Here is a 17,419-nt window from a genome sequence, read left to right as displayed (position 1 = left end):
CGGGGATAATCCGGAATTCACGGCATTCAGAATTTCATAAACTGAAATGATCCATGGACCGGCTGGACGAACTCGCTCTCTTCGTCGCGATCATCGACGCCGGCAGCCTGGCCGGGGCTGCGCGCCGGTCGCACCGCTCGGCCGCTGCCGCGACCCGGGCGCTGGCGAGCCTGGAGGCGCGGGCCGGCACCCGCTTGGTGGAGCGCACCACCCGACGCCTGGCGCCGACCCCGGGGGGGCTCGAACTGGCCGAGCGGGCGCGCGGCCTGCTCGCTGGCTACGAGGCCACCGTCTCGGGGGCGGCGGGCGATGCGGTGCGCGGGCTTGTGCGGATCACGGCCCCGGTTCTGTTCGGGCGCAAGCACGTCGCGCCGATCGTGTCGGGCTTTCTTGATGCCTACGCGGAGGCGCAGGTCGAACTGGTGCTTGCCGATCGCAACCTCGACCTCGTGGAGGAGGGCATCGACGTTGCAGTCCGGATCGGGCACCTCGCGGAATCCCGCTTGGTCGCGCGCCGGGTCGGACAGGTACGCCAAGTGCTCGTGGCGAGTCCGGTCTACCTCGCGGCCCGGGGCACGCCCCGGACCCCCGCCGACTTGAGCGTCCACGACACCATCCTGGGCATGGTCCGCTCCAATGTCCGCGAATGGCGCTTCGGCGCGCACCGCGTCCGCCTCGCGCCGCGCCTGATCGTCAACGAGGTCGAGGCGGCGCTGATCGCGGCCCGGGCCGGGCGTGGCATCGCCCGAGTGCTGTCCTATCAGGCGGCCGAGGACATTGCGGCGGGCCGTCTCGTGCGCCTGCTCGCTTCGCATGAGCCGCCACCGGTGCCGGTGCAGATCGTCACCCCGAGCCAGGGGCTCCGGTCCGCCCGGGTGAACGCCTTCCTCGATTACGCCACCGACGCGTTACGCGCGTTGCCGGTCCTGCACGCCGCGCAGCCGGAGAAATGATCAATATTCCAGCGTTCGGTTCGGTCGGGAACCGGTCTTGGTTCCGCCATCCCGCATCAAAGCGGCCGGACTCTTGCTGAGCGGTGGGTGGAAGCCTGATCCCGCTTCCCGCCGCCCCTCGCGGTCGGCGCCTCGTTGCACGCCCCCGGAGCCCGCCAGCCCATGCGCCTGCTCACCCCGATCCTCGCCGTGCTGCTCGCTGTGCTCCCCCCTGCGGCTCGGGCCGAGCCGCTGACCGGCACCCTCAAGAAGATCCAGGACAACAACCGGCTCGTGCTCGGCGTGCGCGATACCGCGCCGCCGTTCAGCTACCTGGACCAGAACCAGAAGGTGGTCGGCTTCGCGGTCGATATCTGCCTGAAGATCGCCGATGCCGTGAAGCGTGAATTGAAGATGCCGGGGCTCGAGGTCGCGATGGAGTTCGTGAATTCCTCGTCCCGCATCCCGCTGATGACCAACGGCACGACCGATCTCGAATGCGGCACCACGACCAACAATGCGGAGCGCAAGAAGCAGGTCGCTTTCACCAACACCCACTTCCTCACGGCGACCCGGTTCGTCTCCCGCAAGGACCAGAAGATCGGCAGCCTGGAGGACCTGCGCGGCAAGGCGGTGTCGTCGGTGGCCGGCTCGACCAACATCCTGATGCTGATCAAGGCCAACAACGAGCGCAAGCTCGGCATCACGGTGATCTCGGCAAAGGACGTGCCGGAAGGCTTTCTGCTAGTCGAGACCGGTCGGGCGGCGGCCTTCGTCATGGACGACGTGCAGCTCAGCGTCGTGGCAGCCCAGTCGAAGGACCCCGCCGCCTACGTGATCAGCCAGGAGACCCTGTCCAACCCGGAACCCTACGGGATCATGCTGCGCCGGGACGATCCGGCCTTCAAGGCGGTGGTCGATAAGGCCACCGCCGATCTCTATCGCAGTCCCGAGATCAGGACGATCTACGAGACCTGGTTCCTTAAGCCGGTGCCGCCGCGGGGGCTGACCTACAACATCCCCCTGTCCTCGGCGCTCCAGTGGGCGTTCGAGAACCCGAGCGACAATTCGGATCCGGCCTTCTACGCGCACTGATCCGGATGGGTTTCGCTCCGGCCGCGGAGATGCGATGCCGCGGGTCTTGAGTCCCGCCCGCGGCGCGAATCCTCACCATGCTCGACAGACAAGAGCCGGCGCTCACGCCGTCCGCGACCCACGGGTCGGAGCCGGCCGCCGCCTCGATCCCGCGCCTGATCGTCGTCCTGGCCTGCGCGGGATTCGGCAGCACCTTCGCCCTGCGCTCGGTCGAGCCCTTGGTCGGCGTGCTCGCCCGGGACCTCGGCAGCGACGCCCACACGGTGGCGCTGCTTTCGACCGCCTTCGCGCTGCCCTACGCCTTCATCCAGCCGGTGCTCGGTCCGGTGGGTGACGCGCTCGGCAAGGAGCGGGTGATGAGCGTCTGCCTGGCGGTGCTGGCCGGCGCCCTCGTCCTGTGCAGCCTCGCCCCCGATCTCTCCAGCCTGTTCGGTCTGCGCATGCTGGCGGGGGCGGCGGCGGGCGGCTGCATCCCGCTGTCGCTCGCGCTGCTGGGCGACCGGGTGCCGATGGACCGGCGGCAGGTCGCGATCGGGCGCTTCCTCGTCGCGGTCATTCTCGGGCAGCTCACAGGATCGACCTTCGCGGGGCTGATCGAGGCAGCGATTGGCTGGCGCGGCGTGTTCGCGATCACAGCGCTCGTCGCTGCCATCGCCTGTGCCGCGACGGTGTTCGGCTTCGATCGCACCGGCCGCGCGCCCGCGCGCCGTCCCGCCTTCGGGCAGGCGGTGGGGCGCTACCGGACGATCCTGGCCAATCCGCGCGCCCGGATTCTCTTCTCCGCGGTGTTCGTGGAGGCGATCGCGATCTTCGGGGTGTTCCCGCATCTCGCCCCGCTGATCGAGGCCCGCGGCGAGGGCGGCCCGCGGGAGGCCGGCCTGGTGCTGGCCGGCTTCGCCATCGGCGGCCTGCTCTACTCGGCCCTGGTCGGGCTGCTGGTGCGGCTACTCGGCATGCCCCGGATGCTGATCGGCGGCGGCCTGATCTGCGGCGCCTCGCTGACCGTGGTCGGGCTGGCCGGAAGCTGGCAGGTCGATTGCGCGGCGCTCACCGCCATGGGGCTCGGCTTCTACATGCTGCACAACACCTTCCAGACCCAGGTGACCGAGGTCGCGCCGACCGCCCGCGCCTCCGCGGTGGCGCTGCACGCCTTCTCGTTCTTCTGCGGCCAGGCGCTCGGGGTCGCGGTGCTGGGTCAGGCCCTGCTGCAACTCGGGCAGTTCGGGGCGCTGGCAGCCTGCGCGGTCACGATCCTGGGTCTGGGAATTGCCACCGCCGTGGCCCTGCAGCGGCCGGGCCCGAAGATCGCCTTCTCGGATTGACCGGTCTGGCCCTGGTCAGGGCCGCTTCATCGCCAGGGCCTTGAGATCGAAGCCGGGATCGGCTGCCTGCTCCGGGGTGAGCGGCGTGCCCGCCGCCAGCAGGCGCCGGGCGATCATATGGTCGCCCGCCCGGTCGACCGACTCCACGGCCCTCAAGGCACCGTCCCGGAAGCGGAACACCGAGAACGCCGGGCCCGAGCCCCGGACCACGCTGGTATCGCCAGGCCCGGACAGGCCGGCGATCTGCAGCTTGTGCGGACCCTGGTCGCTCCAGAACCACGGCAGCGCCCCGTAGGCCGCCGGCTTGCCGTTGAGCCGCGCGGCGAGGCAGCGGCCCTGGTCGATGGCGTTCTGCACCGACTCGATCCGCACCGTGCCGTCCGGGGTGAGCCCGTGGGCGAACGGGCTCGGGAAGCGGACGCAATCGCCGATCGCCGAGATCGCCGGATCGGGCGTCGCCAGGAAGGCGTCGACCCGCACCCCGTCCTCGGCCGGGAGACCGGCGTCTGCGGCGAGTTCCCGGTTCGGCAGCACGCCAATGCCGATCAGGATGAAGTCCGCGGGAAGCTCCCGTCCGTCCGCCAGGACGATGCCCGTGGCACGGCCCGCCCGGCCGACGATCGCGGTCACGCCCCCCCCGAAGGCGAAGCGCACGCCCATCGCCTCGTGGGCTGCCTGAAAGAACTGCCCGATCTCCCGTGAGACCGCCCGGGCCATCGGCCGGTCGGCCGCCTCCACCACGGTCACCGACAGGCCCCGTGCCGCGGCCACGGCGGCGAATTCCAGCCCGATGAAGCCGGCGCCGATCACCACGATTGCCTTGGCCTCGCCAAGCGCCGTCCGGAGCGCGTCGGCATCGGCGAGGCCGCGCAATTGGCGCACGTTCGGCAAATCGGCCCCCGGCACCGGCAGCGGCCGGTTGCGGGCGCCGGTGGCCAGAACGAGGTGATCGTAGGCGAGGCTTTGGCCGTCCGAGAGCTGCAGGCGGCGCGCCGCGCGGTCGATCGCCAGGGCGCGGATCCCCGGCCGATGAGTGATCGCGTGTTCGGCGAAGAAGCCGGGCTGGCGCAGGAACAGCCCCTCGGCGTCGGTCTTGCCGGCCAGATAGGCCTTCGACAGGGGCGGGCGCTGATAGGGCAGGGCGGTCTCGTCGCCCACCAGGGTGATCGGGGCCCGGAAGCCGCCCTCGCGCAGGGAGGCGGCCAGCTGGAAGCCCGCTTGGCCGGCCCCGGCGACGACGATGCCGGGGGTGCTCACGCCTTGGCCCCGGTGACTTCGGGGAGCGTGACGCCCGGCAGCATCCGCGCGCCGTCGCTCATCAGGTAGGACCAGACCGCGGAGGCCGCCGGCCCCAGCACCTTGTCGGCCCGGCGCACCGCGTACCAGTCGCGCCGGATCGGCAGGCCCTTGACGTCGAGAAGGGCGAGGCGGCCGCTCTCGACCTCGGCCGCGACGGAATGGACCGACAGCAGCGCGATGCCGAGCCCGGCCATCACCGATTGCTTGATGGTCTCGTTGGAGCCGGTGTCGATGTCGAGGAGCGCCCGCTTGACCAGGATGCCGCTCATGAACTCTTCGAAGACCGTGCGCGTGCCGGAGCCCTCTTCGCGGAAAAAGAAGGGCTGATCGGCCAGATCTTCGCGGGACAGGCCGGTCCGGCCGGCGAGCGGATGGCTCGGGGCCGCGACCAGCACCAGCGGGTGTGGCCCGAAGGTCGCGGCCTCGATCGGGAAGTCCCGGGGCGGGCGGCCCATTACGGCGAAGTCGATCTCGTAGCCGCGCAGCGCCTCGACGGTCTGGCCGCGGTTGCGCACCGACAGGCTGATCTCGACGCCGGGGTGCTTCTTGACGAAGCCCGCGATCACCTGGGGCGCGAAATACTTCGCGGTCGAGACGACGCCCAGCGCGACGCGCCCGCCCTCCGCGCCGCGCAGGGTCCGCAGCCGGTCGGTGCAGGTCTCCAGGACGGTGTTGATGCTGTCGATCGCCCAGAGCATCTCGCGCCCGGCATCGGTGGGCTTGAGGCCGCCCGGCGTCCGGTCGAACAGCAGCAGCCCAGCCTCTTCCTCCAGCTGGCGGATGCGCGCGTAGAGCGCGGCCGAGGTGACGTTCAGCTCCTGCGCGGCCCGGGTCATGGTCCCCAGGCGGGCCACCGCCGCCACCGCCTGGAGCTGCTTGAGGGAGAGATTGCGCATGGCGGAGATGTCGTTTTTTTTGTCCTATGACACAAGATCCCTCAGAAATCTTGAGCGTGGCGTCCCCGGTTCCTGTCGATCCAGGCGCGCGACCCGCTATCTTGGTGGTAGAGGGGCCGGTACAGACCCGACGCGGAACGCGCGATCCCGGCAGGCGGGATTCCAGCAGGAGAGATAGGCCGATGGCAATTTCAGCAGCGATCGGGACGCCTCTCGAGACCTGCCTGGCGCAGGCGGTCGAAACCAACCCGGCGTTGAAGGATGCCGCCGCGGTGATCGGTGCGATCGCGCGCTCGGCGGTGGAGATCAGCGCGCTGATCGGGCGCGGCGCGCTCGGCGGCGACCTTGCGGCAGCGGGCGAGCATAACAGCGACGGCGACGTGCAGAAGGCGCTCGACGTGATCGCCCACGAGAGCGTCACCGCCGCCCTGCAGGGCGCTCCGGTGGCCGAGGTCGCCTCCGAGGAGGCCGAGGAGGTGATGCGGCTGAACCCGGACGCGCCGCTTGCGGTCGCCATCGACCCGCTGGACGGCTCGTCCAACATCGGCGTCAACATGGCGGTGGGGATGATCTTCGGCATCCGCCCGTCGATCAAGGATCCGGCCAACCCGCTGGCCTCGTTCACCACCCCGGGCACCGCCCAGATCGCCGCCGGCTTCGTGACCTACGGTCCGGCCACCGCGCTGATCCTGACGCTCGGCGACGGCACGCAATCCTACGTGCTCGATCGCACCGACGGCGTGTTCCGCCTGACCAGCGCAGGCATGTCCGTTCCGGCCTCGGCCAAGGAATTCGCGATCAACGCCTCCAACGTCCGGCACTGGGATGCTCCGGTGAAGGCCTATATCGAGGATTGCCAGCGCGGCACCGAGGGGCCGCGCGACAAGGACTACAACATGCGCTGGCTCGCCTCCCTGGTGGCCGACATTCAGCGCGTGCTGACCCGGGGCGGCGTGTTCCTGTATCCGGGCGACGCCCGCAAGAACTACGCCCGTGGCCGCCTGCGGCTGCTCTACGAGGTCGCCCCGGTGGCGATGCTCATCGAGCAGGCCGGCGGCGCCGCGACCGACGGCCAGACCCGCATCCTCGACCTGGTGGCCACCGGGATCCACGAGCGCGCGCCGCTGGTCTGCGGCTCCACCGAGGAGGTCGATTGCGTGGCCTCCTATTACGCCGGCGGCAAGCCCGATGCCGGCCGCTCGCCGCTGTTCGGCCAGCGCGGCCTGATGCGCTCATAGGCAGGACGCCAAGAACACAGAATGTCGGCGCGTCACCCCATCATCTCGGTGACCGGCTCCTCCGGGGCCGGCACCACCTCGGTGCGCAACACCTTCGAGCAGATCTTCCGCCGGGAGGACGTGCGCGCGGTGTTTATCGAGGGCGACGGCTTCCACGCCTTCGACCGGGATACGATGCGGGCCATGATGGCGCGCGAGCCGACGCTGTCGCATTTCGCACCCCGGGCGAACCTGCTTCCGGAGTTGGAGGCGGTGTTCCGCAGCTACGCGGAGAACGGCACCGGCCGGACCCGTCACTACGCCCACGACCAGCACGACGCCCGGGCCTATGGCATCCCGGAGGGCAGCTTCTCCGAGTGGGAGGCGTTCCCGCCGGATTCCGACCTGCTGTTTTACGAGGGCCTGCATGGCTGCGTGGCCGACCCGGATGTCGACATCGCCCGCTACGCCGACCTGAAGATCGGTGTCGTGCCGGTGATCAACCTCGAATGGATCCAGAAGCTGCACCGGGACCGCTCGTTCCGCGGCTATTCCACGGATGCCGTCACCGACGTGATCCTGCGGCGGATGCCCGACTACGTGCAGACCATCTGCCCGCAATTCTCGTTCACGGACATCAACTTCCAGCGGGTGCCGACCGTCGACACCTCGAACCCGTTCATCGCCCGCTGGATTCCCACCGCCGACGAGTCGCTGGTGGTCATCCGGTTCAAGGACCCGAAGGGGATCGATTTCTCGTATCTCGTCTCGATGATCCACGACAGCTTCATGAGCCGAGCCAATTCCATCGTGATCCCGGGTGGCAAGCTCGACCTCGCCATGCAGCTGATCCTGACGCCGATGATCATGCAACTCGTGGAGCGCCGCCGCCGGCTGGCGTGATCTTTTGGGGATCGGGCCTTCCTGATTGTAGCGCGCGGAGCAGCGATCGCTCGGCCGATCCTGCCCCGCCGTCATCGCGAGCGCAGCGAAGCGACCCAGTGATCCGCTACGCTTTGAGAGCGCGCGCTACGCTGGGTTGCTTCGCTGCGCTCGCAATGACGATCCGGGTCGCCGACACTGGCGACTCGGCCCTCACCGTGGCACCAGCAAATTCCCAAACAAGGGATGTCGGATCGTGCAGATGGAGCCACGGGTTGGATGCGGGGCCGCCATCGTCGGCGATGGCCGCATCCTGCTGTTGCGCCGGAGGACCGAACCGGAGGCCGGGCATTGGGGGTTGGCAGGCGGGAAGGTCGACCTGTTCGAGCCCGTGGCCGATGCCGTGAAGCGCGAGGTCGCCGAGGAACTCGGCATCGGCATCGAGCCGGTCACACTCCTCTGCGTGATCGATCACATCGATCGGAATGCAGGCATCCACTGGGTCGCGCCGGTCTACCGGGTCGAAGCCTATGCTGGGACGCCGAGGCTGGTCGAGCCGGACAAGCACGACGGTCTGGACTGGTTCGATCTGGAGGCACCGCCGCAGCCCCTGACCCTCGCGGCGAAGACCGCCATCGGGCTCATCCGACAGGTCGACACGCAGGGGTAGGAAGAGCCGGCGAGCCGACGTAAATGGATCGACCCTCTTCGGCCTTCAGCGCTCGCCCCGGCCCGCCCGATTCCGGATATCGCATGCTGCCTCCCGTCATCGCCCCGTCGATCCTGTCCGCCGATTTCGCCCGCCTCGCAGAGGAGACCCGCGCGGTGGCCGAGGCCGGGGCCGACTGGATCCATCTCGACGTGATGGACGGGCATTTCGTGCCCAACATCACTTTCGGCCCCCCGGTGGTGAAGGCGCTGCGCCCCTACGCCGACACGTTCTTCGACGTGCATCTGATGATCGCGCCGGCCGACCCGTATCTCGCGGCCTTCGCGGAGGCCGGCGCCGACGGGATCACGGTCCATGCCGAGGCCGGGCCGCATATCCACCGCTCGCTCCAGACCATCCGCGACCTCGGCAAGCGGGCCGGCGTGGCGATCAACCCCGGGACCCCCGCCGCCCTGGTCGAGCCGGTGCTCGACATGGTCGACCTCGTGCTGGTGATGACCGTCAATCCCGGTTTCGGCGGCCAGAAATTTCTCAAGAGCACCATGGAGAGCGTGGCGCGGGTCCGGGCCATGGCCGCCGGCCTCGACATCCGCATCCAGGTCGATGGCGGCATCGATGCCGAGACCGTGAAGGCGGCGAGCCGCGCCGGCGCCGACACGTTCGTGGCCGGCAACGCGGTGTTCAGCGGCGGTCCCGACGCCTATGCGGAGCGCATCGCGGCGATCCGGGCCGGCGCGGAGGGCGCCTCCGGCCGCGATCTCTCGTGCTGAGGGCGCTGATCTTCGACGTCGACGGCACGCTGGCCGAGACCGAGGACCTGCACCGGCAGGCGTTCAACCGCGCCTTTGCGGCGCTGGGCCTGCCCTGGCGCTGGGACCCCGCGCTCTACGCCGACCTGCTCACCGTGATGGGCGGCAAGGAGCGGCTGACCCATTACATCGACACAACCCACCCGGGCGCGGCCGCCTCCTTCCACGCGCAGGCGCCCGAGATCCACGCCCGCAAGACGATCGCTTATGGCGAGCTTATCGCTCAGAATGGGCTGCCGCTGCGCCCGGGGATCGCCCGGCTCGTCGCCGAGGCCCGGAGCGCCGGGCTCCTTTTGGCCATCGCCACCACCACCAGCCGGCCCAATGTCGACCGGCTGCTGGCGGCCAATTTTCCGGCCTCCGACGCGCCCTTCGCGGTGATCGCGGCCGGCGACGAAGCGGATCGCAAGAAGCCCGCTCCGGATGTCTTCCTGCTGGCGCTGGAGCGGCTCGGGGTGCCGGCCTCGGAGGCGGTGGCCTTCGAGGACTCCGCCGCCGGCATCGCCTCGGCCCGTACCGCCGGCCTGCCGGTCCTGGCGACACGCAGCCGCTACACCGACCGCCACCGTCTCGACGGCGCTTTCTCGGCGGTCTCGGACCTCGGCGAGCCCGGCCATCCGCATCGGCACCTCGCCGGCCTGGAATGGCCGGGCCGCGTGGTGACGCTGGCCGCGCTGCGGGATTGGCACGCGGGTTTGCGGTAGACGGAGGCCGCACCGCGGAGCGCGACCGAACGAACGGCTGCCGTCCCCCTCCGCCGAGTCGGGCCCTTACCGTTCGCTTCGCGGCGTCCGAGCCGCCCACGGCGCATGCAGGCGCTCGTTGGGCCGTCCGACGGCGATCGCCCGAGACCGGGTCGATCACCCTAAAGATGGGCTTCCGGTTTTCGACCGATGACGATCCGCGCTCCGAGGCCGAGGTGTTCGTCCGCGCGACGGGATTTGGGGCTGCGCCTGCGCGGTCGGTGGCCTTGCGGTTCGTGCAGGTGGCCCACCGGGCGATCGACCCCATGGCCCGTGCCGGCTCACATACCCAACTGTATTGTTTCGGATTCGCAGGGTGCCTTACAACAAGTTGCTTTCAATATTTCGACTTATAGATATAATAAAAATTGAATAATGCTGTAGAGTAAGATCGATAAAGTATCATATTTGAAAGTACTTATATAAAATCAAAACTTGAAATCCCCCATACCGATAGGCATCTTGGAGCAATCTTGCTGTGGTCGTCTGTCCGGGTGGGTGATCGTGCTGAGAATCTCGATTCGTTTGGTCCTCATTGCGATGGTGGCTCTGGTGAGCATTGCGGCGATCGGTATCGCCGCGCTGGAAGTCGCACGAAGCAGGACGCGATCCAACATCACCACGCAAGTCGCCGAATACATGGCGATCGACCGCAACCTCTTCGGGAGCTTGAACCAGTTTCGGGTCGAGCGCGGCTGGTCCATGATCGCGCTCGCCGATAATGCCGATGACGATTCCGGCCGCCTGCACCGGCAGATCGCCCTGAAGGGCCGTGAGGCCTTCGACACGGCGATCGACGGTGCCTTGGCTGAATTGCGGCGTCTGCACGATGCCGCCCTCAAAGCGCGGGGCGTTGAACTGCAATCCTTGGTGGACGAGTGGAGACGCCAGCGCCCCGCCGTGGATGCCGCCTTCAAACAGCCCATCGCGGCACGCGATCCATCGGTGCGCAAGACGCTCGCCGACTTAGGCGTCCGGATCCTCACCGTGCTCGAGGCCGCCTCGGACGCGGCGGAGGCCGAGATTCAGGCCCTCGAGCCCGGTTTCGGCAGCTTCCTGGATGCGAGGGCGGCGACGTGGCTGACCCGAACGACGACCAGCAGGGTCGCGTCCCAGGTGAGCGAACTCATGACCACCGGTCGCGTCGCTACGCCCGCCGACTGGACGCAGCTGAACAGGGCGGAAACCGGGGCCCTCACCGCGTGGCAGATTGCCCAGCGCGTGATCGCCACCGCTGGATTCGATCCCTCCGTGAAAGCGGCTTACGACAGGGCGAACGCCACTTACTTCAGCGGCAAGCTGGCCGACCTGCGCAACACCGTCGCTGCCGACGTCTCGGCGGGGCGCAAGATCTCGATCCCCATTGCGGCTTGGGATGAGGCGATCATCGGCCAGCAGACGCTCGCCGACGCCGCGATCGCGGTCCTCGAGGCCGCCCAGGCTCGCGCGAGTGCGGCAGCCGCCGACGCCCACGGGGACTTCCTGCTCGCCGTTGCGACCATCCTGTTCGCCGCCAGCCTTGCCGTGGTGGCGGTGCTGATCGTCCAGTTCCACGTCGTCCGGCGGCTCTTTCACCTGGGCGGCGCGATGCGACGGCTCGCCGAGGGGCAGCTCGAAACGCTCGTGCCCGGCACCCAGCGCGACGACGAGATTGGCGACATGGCTGCGGCTGTGCAGGTGTTCAAGGACAACCTGATCCTGACGAAGGCCCTGGAGCAGGAGGCCAGCGAGTCCCGGCTGCTCGCCGAGGAACAGCGTCTGGCGTCGATGCATCAGATGGCCGATGCGTTCGAGCAGGCGACGAGTGGGATCGTCGGCACGGTTTCGGCCTCGGCCGGCGCGTTGCAGGCAACGGCGCAGACCCTGGCGACGACGGCAGCCGACAGTGCCGAGCGATCGATCACGGTCGCGGCCGCCTCCGAGCAGGCCGCGTCCAATGTCGGCACCGTGGCGGCTGCCGCCGAGGAGCTGGGCGCCTCGGTGCAGGAGATCGGCCGGCAGGTTTCGGGCTCGGCCGATCTGGCGCGGGCCGCTGTGGGCCAGGCGGACCAGACCGCCGCCCTCGTCACGGCCCTGAAGACCAGCGTGTCCAAGATCGGCGAGGTGGTCGGGATGATCTCCGGCATCGCGGCGCAGACCAATCTGCTGGCCCTCAATGCCACCATCGAGGCGGCCCGGGCCGGCGAGGCCGGCAAGGGTTTCGCGGTGGTGGCCGCGGAGGTCAAGGTGCTCGCCGACCAGACCGCCAAGGCCACGGGCGAGATCGGCCAGCAGATCGGTCAGATTCAGAGCGTGACCGGCGAGGCCGTATCGGCCATCGAGGCCATCGCCGGTCGCATCCGGGAGATCAGCACCGTGTCCGCCTCGATCGCGGCGGCCGTCGAGGAGCAGGATGCCGCGACTCAGGAGATCGTCCGCAATGTCGGGCAGGCGGCTTCCGGCACCAGCGAGGTGACCCGCACGATCACGGGCGTGGCCGGGGCCGCTGAGAAGACCGGCGCCGCCGCGGGTGAGCTCTTGGACTCGGCCTCCGCCCTGTCGCGCCAGTCCGAACAGCTCACGGCCGAGGTCGGGCGCTTCCTGGCGACCGTGCGGGCGGCCTGAGGCGGGAGCGCCCGATGCGCCGGCCCTGCGCCTCGGTGGCGAACAGCATCGAGCCGGCAGCCACGCCGAGCAGCGCGGCGATCCCGAGTTTGAGCCAGCGCGGGTCGGCCGCGGCCACGTGCGCAGTCGCCCGGGCGTCGAAGCGCCCATGGGCACCGGGATCGGTATCGACGGGCTCGTAGAGGTTGTCCGGACGATTTTTTTGAGCTTGCACGCTGGTCATCTCCCCGCGATAGCCGTGTCGGGCCAGGTAGCCGTCGATCCATCCCGGGATCAGCATCGTCCCGAGTATCGCCTTCCAGGCCGAAGCGCCGATCCACAATTCCCGCGGCGCGTCGTGGGCGGCCCGAAAGACGTGCCGGGCGATGGCCTCGGGCTGGTAGATCGGCGGCACCGGCTCGAGCTTGCGGGGCAGCCGCGAGCGCGCCCAATCGAATTGCGGCGTGTTGACCGCCGGGAGCTGAACCATCGTCAGCCGCACCCGGCTGCCATCGTGCCGCAACTCGCTGCGTAGAGAGTCGACGAAGCCGCGCACCGCCGCCTTGGCCGCGCAATAGGTCGCCTGGAGCGGGATCGACCGGTAGGCGAGCGCCGAGCCGATATGGACGATCGTGCCCCGGTCGCGCGGCACCATGTGGCGGAGCGCCGCCAGCGTCCCATGCACCTGCCCGAGATAGGTCACCTCCGTGGCGCGGCGGAACTCCTCCGGGCTCGTCTCCTGGACGGGCGCGTAGATCGTCACCATCGCGTTGTTCACCCAGACGTCGATGCCGCCGAAGGCCCGCGCGAGCGAATCGGCGGCACGCGAGACGGCATTCGCGTCGGCCACATCGATCGCGAAGGCGCGGGCGCGGCCGCCGGCCTGCTCCACGTCGCGGATGGCGCCGGCAAGACCGGCTTCACCCCGGGCGATGAGCCCGACGTTCCAACCGTGCCGCGCGAATTCGTGCGCCACCGCCCGGCCGACGGCCGCGCTGGCGCCCGTCACCATTACTGTCTTGCTGCGTTCGGTCCGGTTCGACATCGGGGTTCCACGTGAAACAGTCCCGGCCAACGTTCGCCGCCGGAGATCTTTCCGCACCTCACGCGAATGCGACGGCCGCGCGACGCCCCGGCCCGCGTTGCTTCGTCGGAAGCCGGCGGCCTATAACGCGGCGACCTCACAGCCGCGACGGCGGGGTCCCGGATTCCCGCCCTCGCCAACGAACAAAGTCTCACACGCCATGGCAGGCCATTCGCAGTTCAAGAACATCATGCACCGGAAGGGCCGGGTGGACGCGGTCCGCTCGAAGGTGTTCGGCAAGCTCGCCCGCGAGATCACCGTGGCGGCCAAGCTCGGCACGCCGGACCCGGCCATGAACCCGCGCCTGCGCGCGGCGATCATCGCGGCCCGCGCCGAGAACATGCCCAAGGACAATATCGAGCGCGCCATCAAGAAGGCCTCCGGGGCAGATGGCGAGAACTACGAGGACATCCGCTACGAGGGATACGGCCCCGGCGGCGCCGCGCTGATCGTCGAGGCGCAGACCGACAACCGCAACCGGACCGCCTCCGACGTGCGCTCGGCCTTCACCAAGTCCGGCGGCAGCCTCGCCGAGACCGGCGCCGTGGCGTTCATGTTCGACCGCGTCGGCGTGATCGGCTTCCCGGCGAGCGTCGCCGATGCCGACACGATGCTGGAGGCGGCGATCGAGGCGGGGGCCGACGACGTCAGCTCCAGCGAGGAGGGCCACGAGGTCGTCTGCGCGCAGGATTCCTACGGCGAGGTCGCCAAGGCCCTGGAGGCCCGGTTCGGCGAGCCGACCCGCACCGGCCTGGTCTGGAAGGCGCAAAACACGATCGATGTCGACGACGAGACCGGCGAGAAGCTGATCCGCCTGGTCGAGGTGATCGAGGACCAGGACGACGTGCAGCACGTCTATGTCAACTTCGCCCTGTCCGATGCGCTGATGGCCAAGCTGGAGGGCTAGCGCTCTCTAAGCCTGGGCTGCCAGCTCGGCGCCGAACCGCTCCTGCACGTAGGCGTCGAGCGAGAACCCGTCGTCCGGCAGCTGGGCCATGAACCGCTCGGCCACCTCGGTGAGGACAAGGTCCGGCTTCGCCCGGTCGATGTAGGACCAGTCGAGCGACGTGTTCCAGATGAAATGTACCTCGCGGAAGGTCTCCGCGAGCAGGATCGTCAGCATGTACGGCATGACGTGCGAGAACGAATCGCCGAATAGCGCCAGCCGGCGCGGGTCGCTCGCTGCGGCGTTGCCGTAGACGACGTTGGCGCCGACATGGAGCGTGTGCAGCAGGCCCGCCTTCTCGCGCGCTTCGACGATCGGGCTGGCATAGGTCCGCACCGCATCCCGCTGGATCCGATAGGCCCGTGACGGGGCCCGCCGGGGCGGGTCGAAGGCGCTGCCGAGGTCGCCGTCATGGTCGATCTGGGTGAAGGGCCGGTCGCGGAGGTCCGTCCGCGGCTCCGCCCCGAAGGCCCGGCAGATCTCGGCATAGGCCAGGTAGCAGCCGTCGAAACTCCAATGGGTGTCGGTCCGGCAATAAAGATCGGCCGTGTCCCGGGCGGCGCGCATCGGCGTGATCAGGTCGATGCAGGTCTCCCGCCAGCGCTTCCGGCGCCGCCAATCCGCGTAGAGGCCGGTCAGGCCCCGCCGCCATGGGTTGCCCAGCGGCGGCTCGGCGTGGAGCAGCCGGTAGGCCGGGGAGGCCTCCGGCGCGATGGCGAGACCGTCGAGGTGATTGTCGTAGATCGACAGCTTGTCCGGCGCGACCACGTGGCGGTAGCGGATGCCCAGCGCCCGCAGCCGCCGCTCCCGGGTCATCACGAGGCTGCGCCAGCGCCAGATCAGGTCGGTGGTCTCCTCCGGGCGCTCGAATTGCCCGAGGATGTCGTTGGTCCCGGTCTTCAGGAACAGCCAACCATCCCGCCCGACATGAATGTGATCGGTGTTGCTCGACGCCATGACGTACTCGGGGGCGATAGAAATTCGGCAGCAAGGGGCAGGATGCGGCCGCGGCCGCGGACCGGCAGGAGAGGGACGCTCGATATACCCGTCCGGCAGGTCCCGTCATGCCCGTCTCCGCCAAGCCCCTCCTCAACACACCGGCCGCGCCGCATAGTGCGGCCATGACCGCGCTCGCGACCGCCAACTCCGAACACACCGAACGCTGGGCGGCGCTCGCCGCCCGCGACGGGCGGGCGGATGGCCGTTTCGTCTACGCGGTCCGCACCACCGGCGTGTATTGCCGCCCGAGCTGCCCCTCACGGGCGGCCCGGCCCGAGAACGTCACTTTCCACGCGACCTGCGCGGAGGCCGAAGCCGCAGGTTTCCGCCCCTGCCGACGCTGCCGGCCGAACGAGCCCGGGCTGCCTGAGCGCCGGGCCGAGGCGGTCGCCCGGGCCTGCCGGCTGATCGAATCGGCCGAGACGATGCCGCCGCTGGCCGACCTCGCCCAGGCCGCGGGCCTGAGCGCCTACCATTTCCACCGGGTGTTCAAAGCCGCCACCGGGGTCACCCCGAAGGCCTACGCGACCGCTCGCCGGGCCGAGGCCCTCGCCGCCGGCCTGCCCAAGGCCGCCACGGTGACGGAGGCGCTGTACGAGGCCGGCTACTCGACCGCGAGCCGGTTCTACGCGGACGCCGCCGGACGGCTCGGCATGGCGCCCGCCGCCTACCGCAAGGGCGGTACCGGCATCCGCATGAGGTTCGGCGTCGGCGCCTGCTCACTCGGCGCGATCCTGGTGGCCGCCACGGAGGCGGGGATCTGCGCAATCCTGCTCGGCGACGACCCCGAACCCCTGGTCCGCGACCTGCAGGACCGGTTTCCAGGGGCGGAGATCGAGGGCGACGATCCGGGTTTCGAGGCCTGGATGGCCCGCGTCATCGGCTTGGTCGAGGCACCGGGCATCGGCCTCGACCTGCCCCTCGACATCCGCGGGACCGCGTTCCAGCAGCGTGTCTGGGCGGCGCTCCGGGCGATCCCGGTGGGCACGACCGCCACCTACGCGGACATCGCCCGGCCGATCGGGGCGCCCACCGCCATGCGGGCCGTCGCCCAGGCCTGCGGGGCGAACCACCTGGCGGTGGCGATCCCGTGCCACCGGGTGGTCCGGTCGGACGGCGCCCTGTCGGGCTACCGCTGGGGTGTCGCCCGCAAGCGGGATCTGCTGGCGCGGGAGGCGGGGGGCTGAATCGAACGTGCCGTCGCGGCCCATCGCCGGTTTCGCGCCGTCCCTTTCCCGGGTGCATGCAGCGCCAGCGGAATGCGTCCCGGGACCCAGCATGATATGACGCGCAGCGTCCGCATTGTTGTTTGACGATCGTGCCGCTGCGCGGCGCTTCCTGTGCTGGGTCCCGGATCACCTTCCACTGACGTTCCAGGCGTCCGGGACAGGGGCCTGTGTCATCTGCTGGCGACGGCTGCGCGTTCTGTACCGTCATTGCGAGGTTCTGAGCCGGGAAACCGGGCGAGATCGCACGGGCGGCAAGCTCTCAGCGCCGACCGCCCCCGCCCGGTGGTCCCCCGAAACCGCCCGGGCCGTCGCCCGGCCCCCCGAAGCCCCCGGGGCCACCCAAGCCTCCGAGACCACCGCCCGGGCCGCCGGGCCTGGGGCCGGGGGCGCCCGGTGCGCCTCCGAAGGGACCGCCGCGCGGGGCCCCGAACCCGCCAGGGCCATCCGCACCCGGAATGCCGCCCGCGCCGGGGCGGGTGTCGATCGTCGGGCCGTGGGTGCCGCCGAGGCTGACGAAGGGGCTCTGGCGGTTGCCGGGCTCGGCGCCGGAGCGATCGGGCATGTCCGGCAGGTCGGGCAGCTTCTGCAGGGCGAGGCGGGCCCGCACCGGCCCCGAACGGGGGCGCGCCCGGCCGGGGCGGGCCCGGGGCGGCCGGGCCCAGGCCCGCAGGCGGCCCCAGGGCCGGCCCGCGGGCCGGGGGGGCGCGGCCGGG

15 protein-coding genes and 1 pseudogene are annotated in these 17,419 nt (G+C 70.0%); 11 read left to right on the top strand and 5 right to left on the bottom strand.

The annotated features are described in order from the left end of the window. The first annotated feature begins 53 nt into the window (after positions 1–53). The 3 genes from AO398_RS10755 to AO398_RS10745 all read left to right on the top strand — a co-directional run bounded on the left by AO398_RS10755 (position 54) and on the right by AO398_RS10745 (position 3,349). Positions 54–953, top strand: a complete 900-nt coding sequence (locus AO398_RS10755) for a LysR family transcriptional regulator (RefSeq protein WP_058192051.1) — start codon at positions 54–56, stop codon at positions 951–953. A gap of 162 nt (positions 954–1,115) precedes the next feature. Continuing rightward, positions 1,116–2,027, top strand: coding sequence for an amino acid ABC transporter substrate-binding protein (locus AO398_RS10750; RefSeq protein ID WP_058192050.1), 912 nt, complete (start codon positions 1,116–1,118; stop codon positions 2,025–2,027). Between the two features lie 77 nt (positions 2,028–2,104). Next, the gene (locus AO398_RS10745) at positions 2,105–3,349 is read left to right on the top strand and encodes an MFS transporter (protein ID WP_201025743.1); all 1,245 of its coding nucleotides are present in this window, start codon (positions 2,105–2,107) and stop codon (positions 3,347–3,349) included. Positions 3,350–3,364: 15 nt separating this feature from the next. Here the strand turns inward: AO398_RS10745 and AO398_RS10740 are convergent, their stop codons facing one another. Both AO398_RS10740 and AO398_RS10735 read right to left on the bottom strand, forming a co-directional pair. Continuing rightward, on the bottom strand, positions 3,365–4,606 hold the full coding sequence (locus AO398_RS10740; RefSeq protein WP_058192049.1) for an FAD-dependent oxidoreductase: 1,242 nt from the start codon (positions 4,604–4,606) through the stop codon (positions 3,365–3,367). Beyond that, positions 4,603–5,544 carry a LysR family transcriptional regulator gene (locus tag AO398_RS10735; RefSeq protein WP_058192048.1) on the bottom strand — a complete coding sequence of 314 codons (942 nt, stop codon included), beginning with the start codon at positions 5,542–5,544 and terminating at the stop codon, positions 4,603–4,605. The genes AO398_RS10740 and AO398_RS10735 overlap by 4 nt, the downstream gene beginning before the upstream one ends. A 182-nt stretch (positions 5,545–5,726) precedes the next feature. Between AO398_RS10735 and AO398_RS10730 the strand changes: the two genes are divergently transcribed. The 6 genes from AO398_RS10730 to AO398_RS10705 all read left to right on the top strand — a co-directional run bounded on the left by AO398_RS10730 (position 5,727) and on the right by AO398_RS10705 (position 12,469). Then, entirely contained in the window at positions 5,727–6,782 is a 1,056-nt protein-coding gene (locus AO398_RS10730) for a class 1 fructose-bisphosphatase (protein WP_058192047.1), read from the top strand. Positions 6,783–6,803: 21 nt separating this feature from the next. Then, positions 6,804–7,664, top strand: a complete 861-nt coding sequence (locus tag AO398_RS10725) for a phosphoribulokinase (RefSeq protein ID WP_058192046.1) — start codon at positions 6,804–6,806, stop codon at positions 7,662–7,664. A gap of 241 nt (positions 7,665–7,905) precedes the next feature. Beyond that, complete coding sequence (locus AO398_RS10720) at positions 7,906–8,313, top strand: NUDIX domain-containing protein (protein WP_058192045.1); 408 nt, start codon at positions 7,906–7,908, stop codon at positions 8,311–8,313. A gap of 83 nt (positions 8,314–8,396) precedes the next feature. Beyond that, positions 8,397–9,083 carry a ribulose-phosphate 3-epimerase gene (gene rpe / locus AO398_RS10715; RefSeq protein ID WP_058192044.1) on the top strand — a complete coding sequence of 229 codons (687 nt, stop codon included), beginning with the start codon at positions 8,397–8,399 and terminating at the stop codon, positions 9,081–9,083. After that, on the top strand, positions 9,077–9,826 hold the full coding sequence (locus AO398_RS10710) for an HAD-IA family hydrolase (RefSeq protein WP_058192043.1): 750 nt from the start codon (positions 9,077–9,079) through the stop codon (positions 9,824–9,826). The genes rpe and AO398_RS10710 overlap by 7 nt, the downstream gene beginning before the upstream one ends. A 591-nt stretch (positions 9,827–10,417) precedes the next feature. Beyond that, on the top strand, positions 10,418–12,469 hold the full coding sequence (locus AO398_RS10705; RefSeq protein ID WP_244498727.1) for a HAMP domain-containing methyl-accepting chemotaxis protein: 2,052 nt from the start codon (positions 10,418–10,420) through the stop codon (positions 12,467–12,469). Here AO398_RS10705 and AO398_RS10700 read toward each other — a convergent pair. After that, positions 12,423–13,493 (bottom strand): SDR family oxidoreductase, encoded by a 1,071-nt coding sequence (locus AO398_RS10700; RefSeq protein WP_058192041.1) that lies wholly within the window; start codon positions 13,491–13,493, stop codon positions 12,423–12,425. The two genes, AO398_RS10705 and AO398_RS10700, sit on opposite strands and share 47 nt — an antisense overlap. A 199-nt stretch (positions 13,494–13,692) precedes the next feature. On the opposite strand from AO398_RS10700, the gene AO398_RS10695 reads away from it, so the two are divergent. Continuing rightward, positions 13,693–14,439 carry a YebC/PmpR family DNA-binding transcriptional regulator gene (locus AO398_RS10695; RefSeq protein ID WP_058192040.1) on the top strand — a complete coding sequence of 249 codons (747 nt, stop codon included), beginning with the start codon at positions 13,693–13,695 and terminating at the stop codon, positions 14,437–14,439. A 6-nt stretch (positions 14,440–14,445) separates the two neighbouring features. Here AO398_RS10695 and AO398_RS10690 read toward each other — a convergent pair whose 3' ends face one another. Beyond that, the gene (locus tag AO398_RS10690) at positions 14,446–15,435 is read right to left on the bottom strand and encodes a hypothetical protein (protein WP_058192039.1); all 990 of its coding nucleotides are present in this window, start codon (positions 15,433–15,435) and stop codon (positions 14,446–14,448) included. 164 nt (positions 15,436–15,599) lie between these two features. Here AO398_RS10690 and ada point away from each other — a divergent pair, with 164 nt between their 5' ends. Beyond that, positions 15,600–16,664, top strand: a complete 1,065-nt coding sequence (gene ada / locus AO398_RS10685) for a bifunctional DNA-binding transcriptional regulator/O6-methylguanine-DNA methyltransferase Ada (protein ID WP_058192103.1) — start codon at positions 15,600–15,602, stop codon at positions 16,662–16,664. Between the two features lie 301 nt (positions 16,665–16,965). Here the strand turns inward: ada and AO398_RS27450 are convergent. Beyond that, a pseudogene (locus AO398_RS27450) lies at positions 16,966–17,419 on the bottom strand (hypothetical protein); the annotation flags it as partial.

The sequence above is a fragment of the Methylobacterium sp. GXS13 genome (assembly GCF_001455965.1).
GTDB lineage: Bacteria > Pseudomonadota > Alphaproteobacteria > Rhizobiales > Beijerinckiaceae > Methylobacterium.
This window is presented reverse-complemented; position numbering and strand designations above follow the sequence as displayed.